This window comes from Novosphingobium sp. FKTRR1 (assembly GCF_020404405.1).
Lineage (GTDB): Bacteria > Pseudomonadota > Alphaproteobacteria > Sphingomonadales > Sphingomonadaceae > Novosphingobium.
This window is the reverse complement of record NZ_JAIZDA010000043.1, coordinates 1-21,111: the sequence shown is the minus strand read 5'-3', so window position 1 is coordinate 21,111 and position 21,111 is coordinate 1. Positions and strand designations below refer to the sequence as shown.

The window sequence follows — 21,111 nt, the reverse complement described above, 5'->3', positions numbered from 1 at the left end:
TCGCAATCCCTCCCGGCTATGCTCGCGCCGGGCAATACCAGTCCATGTCACCATTCACTCCATCTCTTCGCAAAGAGGCGTGAATCACAACATGCTGGTATTGCTCAACAACTTTCGGATCAGGTTCTCAGGCATCGTTGGCATCTACGTCAAGCTTCAGCATTGCCGCGCTGACCACAGCAGGCAGCGGCAAATCGGAAACGAATTGCACTTGTCCGTTGCGATTGAAACTCGTCTCGATCGAAGTTGCCACGGTATCGCCCGAAAACAGCGGCGGCACTTCATCCAGCGCCGTTTCGCTTGCCCGGTCCAATACTTCTTCCAGCGGATCGACCACGCCATCTTCGTTGCTCACTCCACCCGCTTTTATCCCCAGCGTGTCGAGCAAGCGCAGCACCAGACGCACCACGCGCTGCCGAAGTCCCTGTATGGTCCCGCTCTGACTTTGCGGTTCAGGCCGCAACGTCACCGCCGTGGCGGTGTAAGGCAGGCCTACAGCCAGCGTGTACCCACCAGCCAGCGGAATGGCATCAGCGGGCAAATCCAGCGTGCCGTCATTTGCAACGCTCAATCCACTCACCACGTTGCCACCTGCAAGCACAGCCACCGCTTGCCCCGCCAGATGGCTTAGGCCGCTGAAATGGGTCTGCCCGGCACTGGCTGACTGTTGCACTCCGCCATCAACAAAGAACGCCTGATCGATCGGATCGCCCAGCTCGCGCCAGGATGCCTGTTTCCAGATTTCGCGGCGCGTTCCGCCGGGCGTGGGTCGGCTGATCAGCAACCACAGATCATCGGATTTGCCATCGGCGCCAACGATGCATGCCGCCGACAGCACCGTGGCATTGCCACCGGGCACCAGTCGACAAAACCCCTTGATTTCTTCGCGCGTCCACGGATGCGTCACAATTTGGCCATCACCGCGCACCGCATGCAACAGCGGCGTCGGCCACCGTTGATAGGCAAGCTGCACAATGCCCGATGCAGTGATGTGGCGCGCCGCCGCGGTCAGATCCACCGGGTTGTATCGATCGCGCGCAAAATCGAAATCGGTGCTGCGCATTCGGCGCCCGCCCAGCTCAACAAACAGCGTGGCCGTGCCAACTTGGACAGGGAACACGGTGGCGCTGCCGTAATAGCTTTGCGGCGTGGCCGCGATATTGCTTCCCGAAAGCGGTGCCGCCGCGTTGGTGGGGCCGATCGCCAGTTCACTGTCGGCAGTCCCGGCAAGGATCGCCCTGTCCGATACCACCCACATCGGGGGATTATCGGTGGCGATCGTGCGGCGGAACGCCAGATCGGTCTCGGGCGTGCCGTTCGATGTCGCAGTATCGTGGTTCAGGTAATCACCGACCACGCTGGCGCACACATCAAAGTCCTTGAAGTGGATTTGCCGCCCCTTGAAGTGCAGCACCAGCCCCGGCCACCCGCGCGCATTCGAAAAGGCGCCTTCGCTCCACCGCCAGGTCGCCGCGCCGACAGCAGGCGGCGGCAATGCCTTGACCACGGTTGCCGTCACTTGTGTTGAACTGGTAAAGCCGGTTACTTTTACGATCCCGTACTTTCCTGAAATGTATTTCCACAACACGCCATAAGGCCCGTTGCCGTTCACATCTTTCAGGTTCTGGCCATCGTAATAACTGCCCGCTTCGTGGATCGGCTGCACACCACCGGTCACACCGCTGCTTATAGCCTGATAGATTTTGCCATCACTGCGCACTTGCGTGCCGCTGACCACATCTTTGCGCCCCGGCTCCCACGCCGTCAGACTGGCAAAATCCTCTACCTCGATCCGCCAGAGCGAACCAATGTGTCCGGCAACAAACAACGCGGATGATGCGGTCAGGGTAATCGAACCACTTGCGCCGCTGGGTGTGATTGTGATCGTTTCGTTGGTGTTCTGATCGCGAAACGGGCCATTGCTCAGCGCGCTGGCAGCATAGCTGAACGTGATCGCGCTGGTCCGGCTCAACGCGGCCGGGGGATAGGCGGGATGGTCGATGTACAGCCGATCATGGCTTTGCTGAAAGCTCAGCAATGGGCAGTCAGCAGCGGCATAGGGCGTCGCCACTTCGTATGCCGTGCCCGGCGGACTTTCGATCCGGCCACCTTGGGTAAAAAATCGTGCTTTCAGATTGCCCCATTCGATCGCGTATTGTTGCGTCACGCTGAACCGAAATGCCGAAAGCCAGCTTGATGTTGGATCGGCATCGCGAACATACAGAAAGCCCGGTCGCTTTACGATCGGCCCTTCGATCATCGGCACAAAGTTTTCACAAGTCTGCAAGCCATAGGCGTGGTGCTGGATATCAACACGCCCCTGCAGCATTGGCGATATTTCACCCGCCAGAAACGCGCTGATCATATGGCGGATGCTGGCCATGGCCTATTGCATCCCCCACCGCAGCCGGGCGTTTACCCAGTCGCTTTCTTCCTGATCCATTGGTGGATTTTCGATGGCATCGACATGACCCGCATCATTCAGCGCGTTGCGATACTTGCGTTCGGCCGTGCTCTGGTCAAAGCTGCTGCCTGCGATCTTGTGGCCGCATTTCCATGCAAGCCGCAACCCGAATGCCGTCGCTGCATCATCGCTCCACACACCCATTTCGGGCACGTCTTTGATGCCACGCACGTACAGCGGCCCGCCGACATTGCACAGGATGAATCCGCCCTCGACCCGGTAATCAAGCCGCGCAACATTATCCAGCAGTTCCAGAAAGCGCAGACACTCGCCCGGCAGGCGAAACGCGGCACTGTAAGGATAGGGCTCGATATCGGTGACTGTCAGGTCAGCCGCCGCCAGCGCCCAGCGCCGCGTGGCGAAATTGTAACTGCTGTCGCGCAGCGTCGCGCGCCGCTCGATATCCCAGTTTTCTTTCAGCGTGCGCGCCAGCACACGATTGTCGTCCAGCGATGTGATCGCCAGTTCCGATCCGATTGCCGTCGCGGCCACTTTGGCCACCTGAATTTCGCTGGCCATGCTTTGTGCCCTGCAGCCTTACAACGGCGGCCAGGGTGCGCGCAGGATATAGTTCTCGATCGCTTCCAGCAGCATCAGTGCGTCCATCCGGTTCATGCTGGTGACATCGATGTTCACCGAAACCGTATCGCTCTGCGCCTCGGCGCTACCGGCCGCGATCGTCACGTCTTTCAGGTCGGTTTTCCCGCGCTGCAGCGTGAACTTGTACTGTGCGGCCATGGCCAATGCTCCTGATCGAAGGGAATGGGATCGGGGCCGCTACTGTTTCGACGCAGGCAGCGGCCCCGTTGGCGGTCTGGGCAGCATCACGCACGCCCGACCGCCAATTTCATCAGCCGATCGCGCCGAACCGGAACCCAAGCGTCAGGTTGGTGCCGCTTGCAACCGTGGTCGTGCCCACCGTCCAGTACAGGTCTTCATCGACCGTATTGGGTGCTGCGGCAGCCTGCGCCCCCTTGGGGCCAAGCGCGGTCGGTACGTCCACCGCCGTCAGCGTCTTGGCGTTGACGTACTTGGTCGGCGCGGCCAGCGTGCCCAGGCTCAGCGTCGCGGTACCCAGCGTGGTGTCGGTAATGCCCAACGCCTCGCGCAGTACGCAATTGGCCGGAAGCCGACCGGCATAGATCACGTCGCCCGATGCCCACGCCTGCCCGGCCACCTTCGATGCGAAAGTCTCCTTGGTCTTGGCGTTCTGATAACGGCCATCGGCCTTGTTCGCCGGGATTTGCGAGCCATCCACCACGCCCACGAATTGATCGAGATAGTACGTCGCCATTGCATTGGTCCTTGATGCGCGTGAAAACGGTGGCGAGGCACACGCCCGCCACCACCATCAGCCCTTCTGGTTCAGGATGACGCCGGAATACCCGGCTTGCGTGCGGGTGGCCGCCAGCGTGGTGCCCGCCCACACCTGAATCGACAGTTGCTTGCCCGCCATCTTGTCGACGCTGGTGTTCAGGTCTTGCCAGCTGTTGGCCACAAGTCCTTGCTTCACCCAGAACGGCGTCTTGCGGTAACCGCTGCCGTCTGTGGCAAGGCCGGGAATCGTCGAGAGCAGCGGGTTGTCCAGCTCCATGTGAATGAAGTTCCAGCCCAGCAGCTTCTGCACCAGCCCATCGGACACCACGCCACCAAAGCTTTCCTTGAATTCGGCGCTGGTCGCCGGAACTTCGGTCAGCAGGGCGTCGTTGTCGTCAGCGGTCAGGACCATCCAGCGCTGCGACATATCGGGCACATAGCCCTGCAGCAGCAGCTTGGTTGCCGCGCGCAGTTTGGCGGTGTTCATCTTCTGCGCACCGCTTGCGCCGCCGGTGCCCACCGCAATGATCTGACCCGAAGGGAACGCCGTGGTGGTCGTACCGGCCTTGCCCGAAATGACCGGCCCATAGAAGCCTTCAAGGATGCGCTGATCCTTGGCGCGGGCCACGGTGGCGGCGCCGGTCATCGTACTGGTGCCCTGAATGTCGATGCTGGTGCCCAGCTTGTCGGCATTGTCGATCAGGTCGGCATAGTAAAGCTCGTTTGGCTTGGGGATCCAGATGCCGTCATAGGTCGGGTTGTTGTACTTCGTGTCGCCGTGGCGCTCGTTGGCTTCGTTCGGCCCCGTGTTGCCAACGATATCCTTGACCTTGACCTTTTCGGCGCTGGCATCGCTCTGGACGATCACCTTGTCGTACAGCATCGACTTGGTTTGCTGCAGCGCCAGTTCGACGTTGTTCTTGTACGCAACCTGCATTGCAGGCGTAACGTTGAAGCTCATGGCAATGGCCTTTCGGCAAAAGGGTTGTCAGACCGTTTCGCGAAAGGCTTGGGGACCAAGGGTCCGGCGCTTTCTGCCGATACAACGCGTCGGGTGCGCGGATGCATCCACATCAGGGCCGGGGCGGATCGAGGCTTGGCCGGGCTTATGGTCCCAAGGGCTGGTCCGCCAAAAACGACGAACCAGCCCCAGTTCCTCTCAAAAATGATTCGTTTTGCGCCCAGCGTCAAGTGGGCTTGTCAATCCCAATGTGCAAATCTTTCGATCAACCCGCCGCAGCGCGATTGGCCGCTTCACCCACCATGTCGTTCAGCCGCTTGTATTGCAGGTTTTCGGGAGTGCCGGGGATCATGGCTTTGCCTGCCCATACCGGATCGGAACGCAGGCTGTTGATTTGTGCCTGTGCTTCGCTGCCCGAAAGGCCAAACGACTTACGGCCTCCATCGACCATGCTGTCCTCGCGGATGCCAAGCCCCGCCCGGCTCAGCATGTTCATGGCCTTGTCAGCACCCCACAGGTTGCGCAGTTCGTTCAGATCGCGCGCCGACAGATCGAACGCCTTTGCCGCTCGGTCGATCGCAGCCAGCTTCACGTCGCTGTCGGCACCCTGCTTGGCAACCCAAGCGCGCGCGCCTTCCAGCCCGGCGGATTCGATGCCGCTGCGCTCCTCGATCTGCGCCTGAATGAAATCGCCCAGCACTTGCTTGAACGCGCCAGCAGGCATACCGGCTTCCAACGCCTTGGCCGAAAGCCGGTCGATCAGCGCGCTGTTCAGCGGCACCGGCTTGCCATCGGCGCCCGTGGGCGGTTCGATCGCATAACCGTTGGCATCCTCGGGCACACCGATCGCACTGCGGAACGCCGCGACTTCCTCTGCGCTGGCGTTTTCGCCCGGAATGGCGATCCGGCCGCCGTTGCGCAGCGCGTGTTCGGCCTGGCGGTAGCTGGCCACCATGTCGTCCACCGATTTCCAGCCTTTGCTGGCCACGTAATCGTGGTTGCTGGCAGCATTTTCGCCCGCCGCATCAGTGGACAAACCCAGCGATGCAAACCAGCCCGCGTTGCCCTGTCCGCCGTCGCCACCGTTGCCCTGTCCGCCGTCGCCACCGCTGCCTTGCGCGCCGTCGCTACCAGCGCCGCCGCCAGCGCCGCCCAGCATGTCGACTGCGCTACCCGCACCACCACCACCGTTACCGTCAGTCTCCAAGGCCATCATCTACCTCCATCAGTTTCTGGACCGCGTCCTCGTCCAGGTTCAGGTAATTCATCAGTCGCAACGCCACCGATCGCCGCCCTTCGCGGTACGCCATCACCAGCGGGTCGCTGTCGAAGATGGTCGACCGGTCAAGGAAGGCATAAGTGCGCAAATCAGCCAGCACGATCTCGCCTGCACGGTGCGGCCCGTCATCCGGGCCAAGGAACATCGCCCGCCACAACACGCCCAGCCACCGGTCGCGCAGCCATTCCGGCGCCATCCACAGGCACAATCTTGCCGCGCGCGATATCAGCACCGCACGCCAGCGCAGGCGGTTTTGCGAGCTCAACATGGTCACGCCGCCGCCAACTGGTTGCCCTTTGCCATCGCGGCATAGGCTTGCGCATTCTGCAGCGCCGCTTGGCTCTGCTCGGTCATCTGCTGTTGCTGCTGGCGCGCCGCGCGGATCGCCTGCACTTCTTGCGGGCTACGCACGTAGGACGGCCGCACGCCGATTTCCTCGGCCATGCCGGGCACCATGGCGTCCTCATTCAGCCAGTCCAATATCGCGCCATCCTTGCTGGCATTTGCAAGGCCAGTCAGTACCTCGTTGAACCGCATCGTCTTGCTGGTTTCCTGCGCCCGCGCCATGGCGGCCAGCTCGTTTTCGTAATCGATGATCGGCCATGCCCCGGCCTCGACCACGGCGGGCGGCAGTGGGGCAATCTGTCCGGCATCCAGTGCCAGTTCCAGATCGCGGTTGGTCATCGGATATTGCTTTTCCATCGCGTAACGGCCCGCAAACGGCCGCACCAGAATGCCTTGCTTCGCCATCACTTCCAGCACTTCCGTGGTGGTCATGCGGCTGTTGGGGTCAGTCAGTATCTTGTAGAAATCTTCCAGAAACTCGGTGCGGATGATTTCACGCTCATCGTTCAGATCTTCGCGGGCATAGGGCAATGCTGCCTCGCCACCGGGCATCCGTCCCACCAGTATGCGCCCGTTCTCATCCATCAACCCGGCAGTCAGGCCGCCCGGCTTCGTCGCGATCTTGGTAATGCCGTTGTCATCATTGAACACCAGCGCTGGATCGACCGCCTTGTGACCGGCCCGCAGCGTGGTGCGTCGCATGGCGTTTGCGCCTTCGATGTTGGGCAACATGTGGATGCCGGGACTGCGCCCGTACTTTTCGCCCGCGCTAGTCACATGGCGCGAAACCGAGATCGGCATCGAATGAAAGCCACGGCGGCGCACATACAGCTTTTCGCCCAGCGCCAGATAGCGTGACGCCACTGGAAAGCGCCGCCAGTCCATCGGCTCGGCATCATAATCGCGGTTCGGACCGATCCAGTGAATGACCTCGAATTCGGTTGTGCCCTTCTTGTCATCCAGCGCCTCGATCATCTTGGGCGTCAGGGCTTCGCGACCGAACTGATCTTCCAGCTGATCGGCCGTCTTGACCATGTAGCGCACGCACAGATTGACGATGCCCGAATAGTCAATGTCGATATAGGTGCTCGACAAGTGCAGGCAGCGATAGAATAGGCCGCCACGCCGCACCCCGCGTACGCCGTCGCGCGCCTCGCTCCAAACGGGACTGGTGCCGTACCGCCCCAGCTGGTCCCAATCCTCGTTCGCGCTCACCGAAAACCCTGTGTGCGGCGCATGGCGGATATCGTACAGCCGTCGCCCGGCTTCTTCGCACCACAACTGCACATCGCGGAGCCGGTTCAACGCGGGATCGGCAAAGCGCGGGCGGATATACAGCTTTTCCTCGGGCGTGGTGATCGCCACCCCGGCTGCGGCAAACCGCGCCAGCGCAGTGATGTGCGTGCTGTCAAAATTGGCACCACCGCGAATGCCGCCAGGGCTTTTTTGCACGAAGCCACCAGCGCCGCTGGGGAACCGCTCATCGATCGCGCGGAACGTGTTTTCCCATGGGGCACGCTCGGCCTTCAGCCGGCCAAAATCGCGGATATCGCACTTGGCCTGTTCTTCGTTTTGAATGCTTTCGTCCATCACGCGCTCCATGGGATCGGGAAAGTGCCCGGCCGGGCCGCATCTGGCCGGGCACAAGGCGGTCAGCCGGGAAACACCACATCGTTGGAAATGTCCGACTGCTGACCAGCGGGGATACGCAGCACATCGGGGCGCGGCGACCATGCCGCCTGCTTGCCATCAAGGAACAGGGCGTACCCCGCGATCTCGACTTGTTCAGTTGGTAAAATCAACAGACCCGGCACCGCCAGCTTCAACCCCGGCACCGTGTTCACCCATGCCGCGCCAGTAATGCGCAAGGGCTGCAGCGTCAGGATTTCCTGTTGGCCGTCGCTGAATACCACTTGCACATCATCTGCAGCGCCGATCGCCGCGCGCAGATCGTCCAGCGTCAACACGGCATTGTCAGCCAGCGGCCCGCAATCGCGCGGCGTCGCCGGGCTTTCCACTGGTGCCGCCGCCACCGACTGTTCGGCTGTTGCCACTGCGGCAGTCAGACGATCGCGCTCAGCCCGCAGCACGTCCAGTTCATCGCGCGCTGTAGCCAGCTCGGTGTTCGCCTCGCCCAGGGCGGACGCCTGCGCCGCCAGTTGCGTCGCCAGTTCATCGCGTTCAGCCGTCACCGCCGCCAGTTCATCGTGCGCGGTAGCGAGCGCCTGCTCCATCGTACCATTTCCATTTGCATCGGTTGCTGCGTCTCCATTTTGGGACGTTGCGATCTTTGTATTGTCAGCCATCATTCAGTCCTTCCTCAGGTTTTGCTTGTCAGGCTGGATCAACTACCCAGCACCAGGCGGCCGACGGCGGCCGACGGTACAGCCGCCCCGCCCGATCCGGTCAGAATGTCCGCAGCACCGCCACGCCGCCGCGCCAGCGCATCATCGCCAGCCTGCTGCACGGCGGCATCGTCGCGCCGCACTTGCGGCACAGTCGCAACCTGTCCGGGTCCGCCACCACCCAACAGACTCGATGCCGCCGCCGTAGCTGCGGCGGTCGCACCCGCCTGAAGAAGCAACGGTGCCAAAGCTCCAAGAAATGCCATCGATCAAGCTCCTCTGAATTCGTCGAAGTCGCTGTCATTGACGACTTCGGATTGCCGATGCCCGATGCGGCCTTGTCCTCCGACGGAAAGATCAAGGCCCTTCTCTACTTCGAAACAGCCGTACTGCAGGGCGTCCATCACGTCGGAATAGCCCTGCACTTTCTTGGGCACATCGGCATAGAAGCCCTCGCCTGTGCCCTTTCCGACCCGCTGGTAAAAATACTTCGTGCGGAACGCCCGGCGCGTGATTGTGCAGCGCCTATGCACCAGCAACGCCCGTTGTGTGCCGATCGGCGCGTTCAACCGAGCCCGCACCGCCTTGAGCCGGGGCTGGATGGCGTTGCGCGGCACCCGCGCCTTGCGCACCTTGTGGCCCAGTCCCTTCTGGAAATCCTGTCGCCAACTTCTGAAATCGATGGCATTTTCGCCCGCCGCCCCCGCCGGGTCGCACACGGCATCACCGATCTGATACCCCGCATACTTCGTGATCAGCAGCTCGCGTACTTGACGGCCCAGCGTTTCCCCGCCCATCTGCACCACGTGAATTTCGTCGTCGGCGGTTTCGAATACCGCCGCCACTTCTTCCAGCACGCGAAGCTGGCCCTTCACCAGCTGACAGATCAACACGGCACCCAGCAAACCCTGATCGGCAAAGATCAGCAGCGGAATACCGGGGATCGCGGCAAAGTCTGCGCAGTGAATATCCTCGATATACTCGGGAAATACCGACCGGCCTGATAGCGGTGGCGTGTACTTCGACCGCAACATACGGTCGATATAGGTCTGGTTGCCGCGCATCTTGGCAAACGCGTACTGCCGTTCGTAATACCCCTGCGGCAGGTTCTCGACATTCTCGGCTGCCGGGTTGACCATCCACCCGCCTTCGAACTCCGGCCCCTCCAGGATGGCAGGCGGTTGCTCGAAATATTCGATCAGCGGCCGCCCAGCAGAAACCGCCTGCACCGCGCGCAGCACGTCGTCATCCAGGTGCTGTTCCACCAGCACCTTGTGCGTCCAGTTTTCATCGTCGCACCCGTTAAGATCCAGCGCGATGAACGGATCGACCACCAGCGTCGGATCCAGATCGCTGTAGCGGCCGACACGGCCTGCAAGGAAGGTCAGGATATCGGGATGCGTGCGGTCGGCTTCGTTGACCAGCGCCGCCGTCACTTCCAGCCCGCGCAACGCGTCTTCCACCGTCTGGTTGCCGATCGCGCGAAATTCCATTTCGATCTGGCAAATGTCGATGGCCTTGGCCGACGTGTCGAGGATGTGGCCATCACGGCGCAGCACGAACGAAAACCGATGGATGCGCGGCGCGGAATTCACGAACGTGCCGATGTTGCGCGGCACCACCTTGTTCCAGCTGGGGATCGTGTTGCGGTCAAGGTTGGGGTAGGTATCGCGGATCATGGCATAGCGCGCCTTGCGCACCAATTGGCCCGCGCTGTTCATCGTTCCGCGCTGCCGCGCGCCGTGGTGCTGAAACTTTGTTGAAAAGCCGATCGTCTTGCCGCTGCCCACAGGGCCCATGCCGCCGACGATGAACGCGCGCGAGGAGATCATCCCGTCCATCTTGGGGCCGATCCGCTTCATCTCGCGCGCAGGCGGCAGCGGCTCGTGATCAAGGTCCGGTTCGTCCGGCCCGAAGTCGGGATGGAAATCGAACGATTCAGCCATTGGCCTGATCCTCCGGTTCGTCATCATCACCGGGCAGGTACTGCACCAGCTCGCCATCAATCACGAAGTCGCCTTGCGCGGCACGGCGCGCATCACTCTCGCTGATGTTCAGGCCGGGGATCAGCAGGTTGAAATCACCATTCACGCCCAGCTCGACCGCGATCGGCTTCTTGCCCTCGATGTAAGGCATCAGGATATCCGCACAGCGCGTGATCAGACTCTGGGCATCCCCATACGTCAACCGGCGCTTGGGGCTATCCAGCGCTGCCGATCGCTCCACCAGCACTTCAGGCGGGGTTGACTGGATTTGCATCAAGGTCACCGCCGGGTGCTGCCCGTACGACAGGATCCATCGCGCGAAATCATCGGTGCGGCGGTTGCGCGATCCGCGCTTGCGCCCGCGCCGCCGCGCCTCGGCCAGCACATCGCGTACTGGCACCGCCCCATCTTTGGTGTCCAGCGCCAGCGCATGATGAGCTTCGGCCATTTCCTCAGGGGTCGGCAGAAAATCCAGTTGTTCGGCCGATGCGGTCGCACGGCCATCTATCTCGCCCTTGGCATCGCGCATCGCGCCATCGGCCCACATCTTTCCGCCGCGCTCAGTTGACACAGACAAGCTCCCCGCTAGCGTGTGCAGATCGACGCAGGCTTTCAGCCAGCCAATCACCCCGACCCACCTTTGCAGCGCTTCGCTGGACCGTCCGGGATTTCCACCCCGACCCGTTCTGTGGTCCCCAACTATGGCCCCCATCCGGCACGGCTGCTCGATCTCGGGTATGGTCACAGGTGGCCGGAAGTCCGATCAAAACTTGAACAGCGCCGCGCGCGACCATGCTGGGGACTGTGCCGCTGGCCGATGGGGGCATGCCCCCATCGGCCGGGCTGATCGAGCCCCCCCCTGCCATCGCGTCGCCGCTCGGCGATGCGGTCAGCCTGACAGGCAGATGCACCGCACCGAAAAACCCTTGCCTTGCAACACCTTGCGCCGAACGTTCCAACGGCATCGTTCCAACACGCTCCAACCGACCCGCCGAAAACCGCAGAAATCCGCCATTCTTGCTTCGCCTGGTCGACATCGAGCCGCCGCCGATCGCGCGCCGGTCAGCGCCAGCAAATCGCCGAAAGTTTGCGCCACCCTCCCCCGCGTCACACTGCTGCCGGCCCAATCTAACGAGCGGCCGCCATTTCCACCCGCCAGAATATTCTGAATTTCGGTCGAGATCCGCACCAGGCGCGAGCCCGCCGACGCCGGTTGCAAGCGCAACCGATGTGCAACCGCTTCTGCAACCATTAAACCATTGATATATATTAATAAACCTGAGTGGTTGCAGAGTTGCAGCGTTACGCGCACGTATACGCGCATGGTCGCGCACGCGCTCGCCTGCATGCGCATCACGCGAAAGGACAGCGCGCAACCACTGCAACCGCGTAAAAAGTCCTGCAATTTCAGTGTCTTGCCAGTTGCAAAGCGGTTGCACATCGGTTGCGCTTGCAACCGCCACCCCGGTCCCGCGACGCGCGGCAATCTGGCTGTCCAGCCTTATCGCATCCCAACGGGCCGGGGTCAAACACACAGGTTGAGCGAGGCGCCGCGCATGCCCGCCAGCGATCCGCACCCCGGCGGGCCAGGGTGAGAGCGAGCGGCCGCGCACCGCGTCACCTGCGGTGCCGCTGCGGCCGCGCGTCGGCGCGTGCTGAGAGCCAACAGCCACCATGCAAATCGTTGCGATTGCGGCATTTGTGGAGCGATCGCGCACCGCGTCACCTACGGTGCCGCTGCGATCGCAAGCACCATCGGAAATGCTTCGCAAATTTTTTTCACTGGTCATATTGACAAATATAGATACGTCCCGAAAATGAGACGCATCGAAGGCGACGGCAATCAGGCCGCGCCAAGGGTCGAAAGGACCAGATCGATGCACCACACTCTTGCCACCCGCTTCGCCCGCCACAACGCCCGCCAGATCAGCGCACGTGAGGCGCTGACTGATGACCAGCTGCGCCAGGTGGTGCCCTCGATCTTCGCCGCTGAGGCGCACGACAGCCGCTCTGACAAGTACGTGTACGTCCCGACGATCGATATCGTGCAGGGCCTGCGCCGCGAAGGCTGGCAGCCGTTCTTTGCGGTGCAGGCGATGCCGCGCGATCGCACCCGCACCGGCCATGCCAAGCACATGCTGCGCCTGCGTCGACCCGAACACATCACCGAGAGCGAGGCGGCCGAGGTCATCATTGTCAACAGCCACGATGGCACCACCAGCTATCAGATGTTCGCCGGTCTGGTTCGTTTCGTCTGCACCAATTCGATGATTGCGGGCCAGCAGTTCGAGGAAGTGCGCGTGCCGCACAAGGGCCACATTCAGGACCAGATTATCGAAGGCGCGTACACCATCGCGCAGGACTTCCCGCGGCTGATTGACAGCACCCGCGAAATGGCCGCGCTGCAGCTGTCCAAGCCCGAACAGCGCGTGTTCGCCGAAGCGGCGTTGGTGGCTCGCTATGGCGAGGAAGCCGCGCCGGTCACCCCTGACCAGGTACTGCGCCGCCGCCGCACGGCCGACGTCGGCGGTGATCTGTGGACCACGTTCAACGCGGTACAGGAAAACATCGTTCGCGGCGGTCTGCACGGCCAGCGCCGCACCGACGACGGCCGCGTGATCCGTCGCAGCACCCGCCCGATCAACGGCATCGATCAGAACGTGGGCGTCAACCGCGCCCTGTGGACCCTCGCCGAAGGCATGCGCGCGCTCAAGGCCTGAACCCGCCACACCCCGCCGGGCACGCGCCCGGCGGGCCCCTGCAAAGGAATTTCCGCCATGATCGACCGTAGCAAGATTGCGCAGGCCCTCGCCAAGGCCATCGCCTACAAGCAGTGCGGCAAGCAGCGCGATGCCGAAGCCTGGGCGCGCCGCCTCGTCGAGCTGCTCGAATGCGCCGACATCCTCACACGCACCTGACAATCCCCGCCGCTGGCACTTGCCAGCGGCCCACCACCACAGATAACCTACACGAAGGGAGACTCGATCATGACCGCTACTGTTCAGTTCACGACGGATACAGGATTTATCTACACTGTGGGCTTCGAAGCTGCGCAGTCCACGAGTGATGATGAAACATTGATCAAAGCGGCCCGGCCTTTTGCCGCGCGCGAATGGAGGGCGAAAATTTCGGCTTCCGCCGAAGTCGATCCGGTAGCCAATGGCAATCGGGCTTACGAAAGCATCATGAACGCAGACGCCACTGTCCTGCGTTGACCGCGCCACCAAACGCGCCACCACCGGGCCCGGGGCGATCATGCCTCGGGCCCTTGCGTTTGTTCGGCCAGCCACGCGCGGGCCGCATCACGCTTGCTTAGGTCGGGCAGCTCGCGTTCATCAATCACGGTATACAGCGGGATCAGCACCGCGCGGATTTTCGCGCGCGCAAAGCTTACCGCCGCCACTTCCACCGCGCCCTCCACGCGCGCCAGCGTCTGTTTCCACACGCCGTTTTGCCACTTCGTCCCGGCAAAGATCGCGTTCAGTGCCTGGTGCGTCGATGCCACCGCCAGATAGCCCGGCGCGGCGTGAGGCATCAGGCTTTCGGATCCCCAACGCGCCGGTTTGGCGCCATCAGCCGGGCGATAGACCGGGTTGACGACCTTTAGCCCCAACTGCTCCACATACCCGCGCGTGTCGTCCGTCAGCCCTTCGGGGTTCAGGCTCTTGGCCACCCAGCGTGCCACCAGCTCGCTCACCGCCTCGCGGCTGTCGCGCCCGCGTGGCTGCACCAGCGCCGTTTGCAGATGGTTGATGCATGCATCTTCATCGCTCAGCTGATCGTTGACTTCGGCCATGCGCTGCGGGCGGCAATGCTGCGCCCAGTCAGCCACGTCCTCGTCATCGCAAACTTCGTCGTTCAGCAGCACATGCGCACAGGCTAACAACCCGCCGAACTGGTCGGCCGCGCGGCTGTCGTGGCCCGCCTCGATCAGCGCCACGTGAAAGCGGCGCTTGCATTCGGCCAGCATTGGCCAGCCATCCATCATTCGCCGAAAGAGCTTGCGGCCCAGATCGGCCAGCGGCAGCGGCTCCAGCGGCTTTGCGTCGGCGCTTAGCGGTCGCAGCTCCAGGATGGCCAGGCGCGATCGGTCCGCCGCCTCCATCGCCGGGATATTGATAGAGCTGAACCAGAATGGCGATTGCAGCGTGAATTCGGTCGCGTTGTGATCCTGCCCGCCCCGGTGTACTTTGTCGCCGCTCGATGCCACCCGCGCCAGCTCGACCACCGCGTCAATGGCGCGGCTGTCCTTGCCCGGCTCGGCTTCGTCGATCATGACCGGCACCGTAGAGTTTTTCAGGCTCTGTCGGATCGCCGCCGCGCTGGTGTTCGCGGTGCGGAACACCATGTCGCCATACAGGCCCGGCACCAGTCCTTCGCGCCCGTTAAGCGCGCTCTTGCCGGTGCCGCGCGGGCCGGTGATCCAGACGTTCGATCGCCAGCTCAGCGCCCCGCCGATAAAGCCCTGCCCAATCGCGCCCAAAAGCAAAATCGGGTCCAGATCGGGCCGCTTCCAGTTCCATCGTTTCAACCGTTCGGCTATCGTGATTGCCGCCGCAGGGCCCACGGATTGTGCCCACGGCCGAGACAGCGGCGCACCCGCCGGATAGACAAACCGCTGGTGCAGGCCCGTGTCATGCCAGCTTAGATCGCTCAGCTTGCCGTCCGCACGCGCCACCAGCGCCGCCACCGCGTCGCCCAGGTGCAACACCAATCCGCCGCCGGTCAGCGCATGCGCACCGCGCCCGCGCAACCGCCCCGCTGGATCGAAGATGCCCCGACGGCTGCATTCAGAGATGAGCGCAATACTGGCTTTGCCTTGGTCAAAACCAATCAGGCGCGGCGGCTCCACTTCAATCCACCGCTTTTCGACTTTAGAATATTCTTTTTTCGGGTCGCTATAGCGGCCCCATTGGCTTTCAAGGTATTTGACTTTGTGCCCAAACAGCCCGGCAAGATTGCCTTTTCCGTGCTTGTTGCCCGACTCCAGCCCCACAATTTCGCCGTTGACGTTGAGATAGTAGCACTTTTGACTGCCATCGATCGTGGATTGGGCCCCGAGCGGGATAACCGGACAGTCCAGCGGAAACGGCTCGTCACCGTCGTCGTGTTGGCCGCGGACACGTTCGCCCGGCTCAGCCATCGTCGGCGCTGGGGTCGGGTTGTCCAGCGCGGCGCCGATCTGCGCCAAAGGATCTGGGCTGGCGCCGATCATGCCTTGCCGCCTTGCGCGCGCGCCAGCGGTTTCAGCGGGCATCCTGCCTCGATGCAGTCGCGGCCCATCCAAAGCGGCTTGTGCCAGGCGCACACCGCGCACCAGGTGGTGTCGGGCTTCGCCACTGATCGTCGCGCGCCGATCGTCAATCCGGCCTGTTGCACCCGGACGGCGCGATCATCCATGGCGCTGGTCGACGGCAATGCAACCCGAACCGGCGCGGGTGCTATGCGGGGGGTCTGCACATTGCCCCGCGCCGGTCCGACTTTCCGGCGCGGGAGAGGCTGCGCCGGAAAGCTTTCTATCTCTGGGTCTTGGGGACATTCACCGGCATTCGCGGGGTCCAGTACTCCACCATCCGGGGTGGCCCCGCTCGATACTTCCGCTGCCTGTGCCTCGCGGCCGCTGTCCCCTGCAGGCTCTGCCCGCTCGGCCGATTCGCTCTCCACCCCGGAAACTGCTGAACCAAAATCCCAATTGATTACCGCTACTGGCCCATCGGGATAGGCTTTGACCAAATCGTCTTCAAAACCCGGATAGGGTTCGCGATCGAAATTGGCCAAAATGCGATCCAACGCATCAATGCGCTCATTCGTGGCGTCACACCATTGCCGCTCGTCCTGAGCTTGTCGAAGGACCACACGCCCGCGCCGCTCCGCCCAGCGCGGCGGCAGGTCAAACGCACGGCGCGCGCTGGCGCGATAGGCTTGGCCGGTTCTCATGCCGCTGCCCCATTGGCGCACGCGCCCAACAGCCAGTCGTTAACGTCCTTGATGCCGGGCGGTGGCATCACCAGGCGCACGTCCAGCCCGCGCGCCTGCTGCTGGGCAATGCTCTGTTCCAGCGCGTCGACCGCCTTTGGGTTACTATCGCGGTCGGCCACGATCACCAGTCGCCGCGCGGCCTCTGGCAGCACGATCGCGCCGATATTGCCCAGCGATATCGCGCACACGATCCGCGCCTCGGGTCGCGCCATGCGCACCACCACCGCGTCCTCTACCCCTTCGGTCACGTAAACCGGTTCATCCTCACGCATCGCCCGCATCGATTTGCCCGATGCGCCTTTGTTGATCGGGGCGAATGCGCCCCACATCGCGCCCAGCACTTTCTTGGGCTTTTCGGTGTCCAGCTTCGTCCATCCGCGCCGCTGGCACGGTTGCAACCAGATCCGGTGCGTCGCCACGTGCGTACCATCCGCCAGATACAGCGGGGTCAGCAGGCACGGCACTTTCACCCCCGCGTCCTTGCAATAGACCTCGGGGTGATACCGCAGCGCGCCGGGCCAGCGCGGCCCCTCGCCGGGCTTCACTTCCACTGGCCGCAATCCCCGCCCAGCAAGATAGGCCTCCGCCGGTGTGCCCGCGATTGGCCGCGCTTCGCCATGCAGATACAGCGCCCGCGCGCCCCTGATCTTCGCTTCGCGCTCGCGCGTCGCCTCGATCTGCCGCCGCTCCTGCGCCTGCCGCAGCCGTTCGGCGCGCGCTGCCAGTTCGGCCGGATCGGGCGCAGCGCGCTGGCCCGCGCCCCATTCGTCGCGGATGCCCAGCCAGTCCTTGGCAATGGCCACGGCCTGCGCCTTGGTCGCGCAGCCTTGGGTAATCCGGATCAGGTCCAGCATGTCGCCGCTGTCGGTGCCCGCATAGTCGCGCCACCAGCCCGTCGATCCGCCTTTCAGGTTCAGCACCAGACTGCCGCCGCGCTCGCCCAGGATCGACCCGGCTTTCAGGTAATTGCCTTCTTCCACCGCGCCGGGCAGGCACTGGCGGCCGATTGCGGCGGCATTGTCGCGCAATTCCTGCTCGATTTCGGCGACGGATCGCACGGTCATGACCGCACCCCGCACGGACCGGCCAGCAGTCCTGGCTTGCGCACTACACCTTGCTTCACATCGAAGCGCCGCCGCTCGCCCGCTTCGTCGGAAAGCGCCACCGCTTGCGCCGGGTGCATGCCATCGGCCACCACTGCAGCCTGCGCGATCTGCGCCATCACATCATTGACCAGCGGCGCCGGGATGAACAGCGCCTCGCGCTGGTCCGCGAACAGCAGCACACCCCATTGCCCACCCCGCTGCGCGGCTATCGCCTGAATGGCGGGCGTCATGCGGCGTTCCGCTCGGTGTCGGGATAGAAGATATCGGCGGATAACCCGGTGACATCACGCAGCCGCGCCATGAAATTTGCGCCGGGACGACGCCGCCCTTTTTCCCAATTGTACCAAACTGGGCGCGTCGTACCGACCATCGCAGCCGCCGCATCAAGCGTTAAGCCTTTGCCTAACCGCCATTTTTTTAGCGGATGATTGGAAGAGCTGTCAGACATGAGGTCATGTTAGCTAATCGCCAACAGCTCGACAACCCTTGATCAACGCGCTGTCTGGTAATAGCTTCTATGCATGTGTGCTGACATCATCCAATTTCCGGGCATGTCGAATTTGCCCAACCGCATTCGCGAACTACGCCTCAAAAAAGGCTTTTCGCAGCAGCAGCTTGCGGACCTGATCCACGTCAGCAAGCCGACGATTAGCGAGTTGGAAACTGGCAAAATGCAGTTGACCGTCGATTACATGCGACGGATCGGTAAGGCGCTTGAACGAGCGCCTGCTGAATTACTCCCCGACGATCATCACGTGCTCGCGCTGACTGACTCGGAGATTGCCTTGGTCCTTAATTTTCGTGCTGCCGATGCCATCCAACGCGAAATGATTTCCCGCGTTGCCGCACCGCGCGAGCCGATTGATGGATCGCGTCCGTCGGACACGGAAACTTTTAGTCATGTGAACATCGACCAGACGCGAAATGCCGCATGAAGCCCACTGCCGCTCGCCTTGCCATCGTTGCACTTTGTGCCACTGGGCTAGGGTTGGTCGGCAGCCTTGCTTACCAGCAATATCAACTTCACATATTGTCCTTAGAGATTGATCTCCTTTCGAAGTCAGCGCCAGATCCTTTGCTTGGCTCAACACCGGCAACGGACGCCATTCGGGCGCGCATGGACAACATGCAAAGTCAAATTTCCAATCTCGACGCGTTCGCGCGCAGCATCGATCTCAGCAACTCCAAATTGCACGGGCAAATTGCGACGGCACAAGCCCACGCGCAAACTGCCAGGGATCAAGCCGACTTGGCACGCCGCGCGGCAACAAATGCATCGCTGGACGCTGATCAAGCCAGCCTCGACGCCTACCGCGCGAACATGAAACCGAGCGAGCCAATTTGGCCTTAACTTTGATGTTGTCGATTTGACAACATTTCAATTGACCGCAAGTTAGCGATATGCCAACAAGTCCTCCGTTGTTCCCCAACGGAGGCCTGTCATGGCATCGCACACCAGCAAGCGGCTTGGTCGCCAGCACGACCCCGAAGCCACCACCTGCAATCTCTGGTACATTCGCCGCGAACTGGGGCAGCAACGCCTCAGCGACGCCCGCATGGTCGTCTATGTCGATGCGCTGATCGCGCAGCATGGCTTCCCCCGGCCATATCCGACGATGCTCAAGGGCGGCGCGCTTTATCGCGGCACCCACACGCGCAGCACATGGCAGCGCGCCGCCGTGGACGCTTGGCTCGCAGGGTGGATACCGCCCGATGTCGCCGCCACCATCGATGCCGCCGCGCTGGCCGCCGCCGCTGCCGATATGGACAGCGCCGCCACCAACTTGCGCATAGTCGGCGGCCGCGATTTCGGGAAACGGTCATGAACCATCACGAAGAATACTTCGGCGCGGGCATGAGGCGCGCCATTCGCCAGCAATTGCTTGAAAACGGCGTTCCTGCCGAATTCACCGGCATTATTGCCGACGTTGCCTGCAACGCGGCTTACGAAGCGGTGGAAACCATCGAACGGATGGTTTGGGCACACCCTGATCAGCGCATCAACGTCACCGCCCTGGGCATCGCCATCAGTATTTGCAAGGCGCGTCTGGGCCATTTGGCCGATGCCTTGAACGATACGGCAAACGCGGCAGGCTTCGCGATCAAGCAGGCAACGCTGCGGGTGGAACTGTGATGCCCCGCGCCGCGCCCCCGCCACCGTGCACCCCCGGCGATGTCCTCGCCGCGCTCGCCGCACTGGGCTTGCTGCTGGCCGCCGCCACGCTGCTGTGCTGGCTTACCGCGCCGGTCATCCCGGCAGCACAGGCCACACCGGCGGTGCACTATTGCTTCCGCGCCGATCCGCCGCCCTGCCTCACATCGGTTGTCGATCAATGATCAGGCTCACGCCCGCGCAAGCCGAAAGGCTGCTGGCCTTGCGCCGTGCAGGCACAACGCATGGCGTGCTGGCCCAGCGCTTTGGCATCAGCCAATCCATGGTGCACCGCTTGTGCAAGGCGCACGGTCTGGCCAGCACAAATTGCCGAACGCGTGGCCGTGGCGGCGCGTCATGAACACCCAGCTTCCGCCCTTCACCCCAACCGATGCAGCGGAAGCTGCAGGCAAGGACAGCGCAAGTGGCTGGCCTGCCCCCACCTACGCGCTGGTCCGCGCGATGGAAGACGTCATGGCCAAGCGCCACGAACAGATCTTCAAATTCGGCCACACGCCCGTGGCCGACCTGGCCAAACCGCTGCGCGCTTTCGCGCTCGATCTGGAAGGTGAAGCGCGCGGCGTCCTCGACGATGTCCAGTTCCGCAAACCCAGCGACCGCATCCGCCGCCGTCTGGTCAAACTCGCCGCGCTCGCGCTGGCCACCATCGACCGCATCGACAATCAGGGAGAGTAAGCATGGCGCTCGAACGCAATCACTACATCATCAACATGCCTGACGGTGTGGAGAGGGAAGTCACCGCCGATGACACCATCATGCACGAATTCTGCTTTGCTGCGGGGGGCGTGCATTTCTGCAAGGCCGACAGGTTGATCTGCGGGATACTTCCCGCCGATGGCGTGACTTGGGTAATGGTAGGTCTGAATTTTCGCGGCAACGGCATACATATGCCGTATTCGCCCAGCGCGGCGCGTGAACTTGCTGCGGCACTGGAGGCCGCTGCCGATCAGGTCGAACAAACCAACACCCGCGCCAGCGCCGATCAGCTCGCCGCCACTCTTGCCAAGCGGGGGCAGGCCAATGGCTGACGGTAACTGCTCAGGAGGTTGGCAGAAAATGGTTGCGCGGTGACTCGGAGTTTGATTCACCCTGCTGATGGCCCCACCCCCGCTTCATGTGCTGAGCGAAGCTGAGAAGAACGAGCTTCTTCTGGCCCA

Annotated in this window: 29 protein-coding genes; 11 read left to right on the top strand and 18 right to left on the bottom strand. The window is 62.7% G+C overall.

Going from position 1 to position 21,111, the window contains the following annotated elements; genetic code table 11:
- Nucleotides 1-127 precede the first annotated feature (127 nt).
- The 13 genes from LDN95_RS21160 to LDN95_RS21100 all read right to left on the bottom strand — a co-directional run bounded on the left by LDN95_RS21160 (nucleotide 128) and on the right by LDN95_RS21100 (nucleotide 12,137).
- On the bottom strand, nucleotides 128-2,383 hold the full coding sequence (locus tag LDN95_RS21160) for a hypothetical protein (RefSeq protein WP_226019522.1): 2,256 nt from the start codon (nucleotides 2,381-2,383) through the stop codon (nucleotides 128-130).
- Between the two features lie 3 nt (nucleotides 2,384-2,386).
- On the bottom strand, nucleotides 2,387-2,983 hold the full coding sequence (locus LDN95_RS21155; protein WP_226019521.1) for a hypothetical protein: 597 nt from the start codon (nucleotides 2,981-2,983) through the stop codon (nucleotides 2,387-2,389).
- Between the two features lie 18 nt (nucleotides 2,984-3,001).
- Nucleotides 3,002-3,202: a hypothetical protein gene (locus tag LDN95_RS21150; RefSeq protein ID WP_226019520.1), complete on the bottom strand. Its 201-nt coding sequence runs from the start codon at nucleotides 3,200-3,202 to the stop codon at nucleotides 3,002-3,004.
- A gap of 112 nt (nucleotides 3,203-3,314) precedes the next feature.
- Nucleotides 3,315-3,758: a hypothetical protein gene (locus LDN95_RS21145; protein ID WP_226019519.1), complete on the bottom strand. Its 444-nt coding sequence runs from the start codon at nucleotides 3,756-3,758 to the stop codon at nucleotides 3,315-3,317.
- Between the two features lie 57 nt (nucleotides 3,759-3,815).
- Entirely contained in the window at nucleotides 3,816-4,742 is a 927-nt protein-coding gene (locus tag LDN95_RS21140; protein ID WP_226019518.1) for a phage capsid protein, read from the bottom strand.
- Between the two features lie 265 nt (nucleotides 4,743-5,007).
- Nucleotides 5,008-5,955 (bottom strand): hypothetical protein, encoded by a 948-nt coding sequence (locus LDN95_RS21135; protein WP_226019517.1) that lies wholly within the window; start codon nucleotides 5,953-5,955, stop codon nucleotides 5,008-5,010.
- Complete coding sequence (locus tag LDN95_RS21130; RefSeq protein ID WP_226019516.1) at nucleotides 5,939-6,286, bottom strand: hypothetical protein; 348 nt, start codon at nucleotides 6,284-6,286, stop codon at nucleotides 5,939-5,941. The genes LDN95_RS21135 and LDN95_RS21130 overlap by 17 nt, the downstream gene beginning before the upstream one ends.
- Before the next feature lie 5 nt (nucleotides 6,287-6,291).
- A complete protein-coding gene (locus LDN95_RS21125) occupies nucleotides 6,292-7,956 on the bottom strand; it encodes a portal protein (RefSeq protein WP_226019515.1) in 1,665 nt (554 codons plus the stop codon).
- 62 nt (nucleotides 7,957-8,018) lie between these two features.
- On the bottom strand, nucleotides 8,019-8,600 hold the full coding sequence (locus LDN95_RS21120) for a hypothetical protein (protein ID WP_226019514.1): 582 nt from the start codon (nucleotides 8,598-8,600) through the stop codon (nucleotides 8,019-8,021).
- Between the two features lie 110 nt (nucleotides 8,601-8,710).
- Entirely contained in the window at nucleotides 8,711-8,977 is a 267-nt protein-coding gene (locus tag LDN95_RS21115; protein ID WP_226019513.1) for a hypothetical protein, read from the bottom strand.
- Between the two features lie 3 nt (nucleotides 8,978-8,980).
- Nucleotides 8,981-10,657: a hypothetical protein gene (locus LDN95_RS21110; RefSeq protein ID WP_226019512.1), complete on the bottom strand. Its 1,677-nt coding sequence runs from the start codon at nucleotides 10,655-10,657 to the stop codon at nucleotides 8,981-8,983.
- Nucleotides 10,650-11,267, bottom strand: coding sequence for a hypothetical protein (locus tag LDN95_RS21105; RefSeq protein WP_226019511.1), 618 nt, complete (start codon nucleotides 11,265-11,267; stop codon nucleotides 10,650-10,652). Before LDN95_RS21105 ends, LDN95_RS21110 begins: the two co-directional genes overlap by 8 nt.
- Before the next feature lie 318 nt (nucleotides 11,268-11,585).
- Complete coding sequence (locus tag LDN95_RS21100; protein ID WP_226019510.1) at nucleotides 11,586-12,137, bottom strand: hypothetical protein; 552 nt, start codon at nucleotides 12,135-12,137, stop codon at nucleotides 11,586-11,588.
- Between the two features lie 436 nt (nucleotides 12,138-12,573).
- Between LDN95_RS21100 and LDN95_RS21095 the strand changes: the two genes are divergently transcribed.
- From LDN95_RS21095 to LDN95_RS21085, 3 genes are all read left to right on the top strand, one after another.
- A complete protein-coding gene (locus LDN95_RS21095) occupies nucleotides 12,574-13,416 on the top strand; it encodes a DUF932 domain-containing protein (RefSeq protein WP_226019509.1) in 843 nt (280 codons plus the stop codon).
- Between the two features lie 57 nt (nucleotides 13,417-13,473).
- A complete protein-coding gene (locus tag LDN95_RS21090) occupies nucleotides 13,474-13,614 on the top strand; it encodes a hypothetical protein (RefSeq protein ID WP_226019508.1) in 141 nt (46 codons plus the stop codon).
- 69 nt (nucleotides 13,615-13,683) lie between these two features.
- Nucleotides 13,684-13,911, top strand: a complete 228-nt coding sequence (locus tag LDN95_RS21085; protein WP_226019507.1) for a hypothetical protein — start codon at nucleotides 13,684-13,686, stop codon at nucleotides 13,909-13,911.
- Nucleotides 13,912-13,949: 38 nt separating this feature from the next.
- Here LDN95_RS21085 and LDN95_RS21080 read toward each other — a convergent pair whose 3' ends face one another.
- Genes LDN95_RS21080 through LDN95_RS21060 form a run of 5 tightly spaced genes read right to left on the bottom strand, consistent with a single transcriptional unit; the run spans nucleotide 13,950 to nucleotide 18,229 of the window.
- On the bottom strand, nucleotides 13,950-15,887 hold the full coding sequence (locus LDN95_RS21080) for a hypothetical protein (RefSeq protein ID WP_226019506.1): 1,938 nt from the start codon (nucleotides 15,885-15,887) through the stop codon (nucleotides 13,950-13,952).
- 20 nt (nucleotides 15,888-15,907) lie between these two features.
- Nucleotides 15,908-16,633, bottom strand: coding sequence for a hypothetical protein (locus LDN95_RS21075; RefSeq protein ID WP_226019505.1), 726 nt, complete (start codon nucleotides 16,631-16,633; stop codon nucleotides 15,908-15,910).
- Entirely contained in the window at nucleotides 16,630-17,739 is a 1,110-nt protein-coding gene (locus LDN95_RS21070) for a toprim domain-containing protein (protein WP_226019504.1), read from the bottom strand. The genes LDN95_RS21075 and LDN95_RS21070 overlap by 4 nt, the downstream gene beginning before the upstream one ends.
- Entirely contained in the window at nucleotides 17,736-18,011 is a 276-nt protein-coding gene (locus LDN95_RS21065) for a hypothetical protein (RefSeq protein WP_226019503.1), read from the bottom strand. Before LDN95_RS21065 ends, LDN95_RS21070 begins: the two co-directional genes overlap by 4 nt.
- The gene (locus LDN95_RS21060) at nucleotides 18,008-18,229 is read right to left on the bottom strand and encodes a helix-turn-helix transcriptional regulator (RefSeq protein WP_226019502.1); all 222 of its coding nucleotides are present in this window, start codon (nucleotides 18,227-18,229) and stop codon (nucleotides 18,008-18,010) included. The genes LDN95_RS21065 and LDN95_RS21060 overlap by 4 nt, the downstream gene beginning before the upstream one ends.
- 73 nt (nucleotides 18,230-18,302) lie before the next feature.
- Between LDN95_RS21060 and LDN95_RS21055 the strand changes: the two genes are divergently transcribed.
- The 8 genes from LDN95_RS21055 (at nucleotide 18,303) to LDN95_RS21020 (ending at nucleotide 20,982) form a co-directional block, all read left to right on the top strand.
- Complete coding sequence (locus LDN95_RS21055) at nucleotides 18,303-18,716, top strand: helix-turn-helix transcriptional regulator (protein ID WP_226019501.1); 414 nt, start codon at nucleotides 18,303-18,305, stop codon at nucleotides 18,714-18,716.
- Nucleotides 18,713-19,132 carry a hypothetical protein gene (locus tag LDN95_RS21050; RefSeq protein ID WP_226019500.1) on the top strand — a complete coding sequence of 140 codons (420 nt, stop codon included), beginning with the start codon at nucleotides 18,713-18,715 and terminating at the stop codon, nucleotides 19,130-19,132. Before LDN95_RS21055 ends, LDN95_RS21050 begins: the two co-directional genes overlap by 4 nt.
- Nucleotides 19,133-19,223: 91 nt before the next feature.
- A complete protein-coding gene (locus LDN95_RS21045; RefSeq protein WP_226019499.1) occupies nucleotides 19,224-19,607 on the top strand; it encodes a hypothetical protein in 384 nt (127 codons plus the stop codon).
- Nucleotides 19,604-19,915 carry a hypothetical protein gene (locus tag LDN95_RS21040; RefSeq protein WP_226019498.1) on the top strand — a complete coding sequence of 104 codons (312 nt, stop codon included), beginning with the start codon at nucleotides 19,604-19,606 and terminating at the stop codon, nucleotides 19,913-19,915. Before LDN95_RS21045 ends, LDN95_RS21040 begins: the two co-directional genes overlap by 4 nt.
- On the top strand, nucleotides 19,915-20,118 hold the full coding sequence (locus tag LDN95_RS21035; RefSeq protein ID WP_226019497.1) for a hypothetical protein: 204 nt from the start codon (nucleotides 19,915-19,917) through the stop codon (nucleotides 20,116-20,118). Before LDN95_RS21040 ends, LDN95_RS21035 begins: the two co-directional genes overlap by 1 nt.
- The gene (locus LDN95_RS21030; protein ID WP_226019496.1) at nucleotides 20,115-20,294 is read left to right on the top strand and encodes a transposase family protein; all 180 of its coding nucleotides are present in this window, start codon (nucleotides 20,115-20,117) and stop codon (nucleotides 20,292-20,294) included. The genes LDN95_RS21035 and LDN95_RS21030 overlap by 4 nt, the downstream gene beginning before the upstream one ends.
- Nucleotides 20,291-20,629, top strand: coding sequence for a hypothetical protein (locus LDN95_RS21025; protein ID WP_226019495.1), 339 nt, complete (start codon nucleotides 20,291-20,293; stop codon nucleotides 20,627-20,629). The genes LDN95_RS21030 and LDN95_RS21025 overlap by 4 nt, the downstream gene beginning before the upstream one ends.
- A gap of 2 nt (nucleotides 20,630-20,631) precedes the next feature.
- Entirely contained in the window at nucleotides 20,632-20,982 is a 351-nt protein-coding gene (locus LDN95_RS21020) for a hypothetical protein (RefSeq protein WP_226019494.1), read from the top strand.
- The last annotated feature ends 129 nt before the right edge of the window (nucleotides 20,983-21,111 follow it).

Coding starts and splice junctions, on each gene's coding strand:
- LDN95_RS21030 (WP_226019496.1), top strand. CDS start 20,115: ATGATCAGGCTCACGCCCGCGCAAGCCGAAAGGCTGCTGGCCTTGCGC.
- LDN95_RS21100 (WP_226019510.1), bottom strand. CDS start 12,137: ATGTGCAACCGCTTTGCAACTGGCAAGACACTGAAATTGCAGGACTTT.
- LDN95_RS21095 (WP_226019509.1), top strand. CDS start 12,574: ATGCACCACACTCTTGCCACCCGCTTCGCCCGCCACAACGCCCGCCAG.
- LDN95_RS21140 (WP_226019518.1), bottom strand. CDS start 4,742: ATGAGCTTCAACGTTACGCCTGCAATGCAGGTTGCGTACAAGAACAAC.
- LDN95_RS21120 (WP_226019514.1), bottom strand. CDS start 8,600: ATGGAGCAGGCGCTCGCTACCGCGCACGATGAACTGGCGGCGGTGACG.
- LDN95_RS21035 (WP_226019497.1), top strand. CDS start 19,915: ATGCCCCGCGCCGCGCCCCCGCCACCGTGCACCCCCGGCGATGTCCTC.
- LDN95_RS21040 (WP_226019498.1), top strand. CDS start 19,604: ATGAACCATCACGAAGAATACTTCGGCGCGGGCATGAGGCGCGCCATT.
- LDN95_RS21155 (WP_226019521.1), bottom strand. CDS start 2,983: ATGGCCAGCGAAATTCAGGTGGCCAAAGTGGCCGCGACGGCAATCGGA.
- LDN95_RS21060 (WP_226019502.1), bottom strand. CDS start 18,229: ATGTCTGACAGCTCTTCCAATCATCCGCTAAAAAAATGGCGGTTAGGC.
- LDN95_RS21160 (WP_226019522.1), bottom strand. CDS start 2,383: ATGGCCAGCATCCGCCATATGATCAGCGCGTTTCTGGCGGGTGAAATA.
- LDN95_RS21150 (WP_226019520.1), bottom strand. CDS start 3,202: ATGGCCGCACAGTACAAGTTCACGCTGCAGCGCGGGAAAACCGACCTG.
- LDN95_RS21025 (WP_226019495.1), top strand. CDS start 20,291: ATGAACACCCAGCTTCCGCCCTTCACCCCAACCGATGCAGCGGAAGCT.
- LDN95_RS21075 (WP_226019505.1), bottom strand. CDS start 16,633: ATGAGAACCGGCCAAGCCTATCGCGCCAGCGCGCGCCGTGCGTTTGAC.
- LDN95_RS21055 (WP_226019501.1), top strand. CDS start 18,303: ATGTGTGCTGACATCATCCAATTTCCGGGCATGTCGAATTTGCCCAAC.
- LDN95_RS21090 (WP_226019508.1), top strand. CDS start 13,474: ATGATCGACCGTAGCAAGATTGCGCAGGCCCTCGCCAAGGCCATCGCC.
- LDN95_RS21145 (WP_226019519.1), bottom strand. CDS start 3,758: ATGGCGACGTACTATCTCGATCAATTCGTGGGCGTGGTGGATGGCTCG.
- LDN95_RS21110 (WP_226019512.1), bottom strand. CDS start 10,657: ATGGCTGAATCGTTCGATTTCCATCCCGACTTCGGGCCGGACGAACCG.
- LDN95_RS21020 (WP_226019494.1), top strand. CDS start 20,632: ATGGCGCTCGAACGCAATCACTACATCATCAACATGCCTGACGGTGTG.
- LDN95_RS21050 (WP_226019500.1), top strand. CDS start 18,713: ATGAAGCCCACTGCCGCTCGCCTTGCCATCGTTGCACTTTGTGCCACT.
- LDN95_RS21135 (WP_226019517.1), bottom strand. CDS start 5,955: ATGGCCTTGGAGACTGACGGTAACGGTGGTGGTGGTGCGGGTAGCGCA.
- LDN95_RS21070 (WP_226019504.1), bottom strand. CDS start 17,739: ATGACCGTGCGATCCGTCGCCGAAATCGAGCAGGAATTGCGCGACAAT.
- LDN95_RS21065 (WP_226019503.1), bottom strand. CDS start 18,011: ATGACGCCCGCCATTCAGGCGATAGCCGCGCAGCGGGGTGGGCAATGG.
- LDN95_RS21115 (WP_226019513.1), bottom strand. CDS start 8,977: ATGGCATTTCTTGGAGCTTTGGCACCGTTGCTTCTTCAGGCGGGTGCG.
- LDN95_RS21045 (WP_226019499.1), top strand. CDS start 19,224: ATGGCATCGCACACCAGCAAGCGGCTTGGTCGCCAGCACGACCCCGAA.
- LDN95_RS21125 (WP_226019515.1), bottom strand. CDS start 7,956: ATGGACGAAAGCATTCAAAACGAAGAACAGGCCAAGTGCGATATCCGC.
- LDN95_RS21085 (WP_226019507.1), top strand. CDS start 13,684: ATGACCGCTACTGTTCAGTTCACGACGGATACAGGATTTATCTACACT.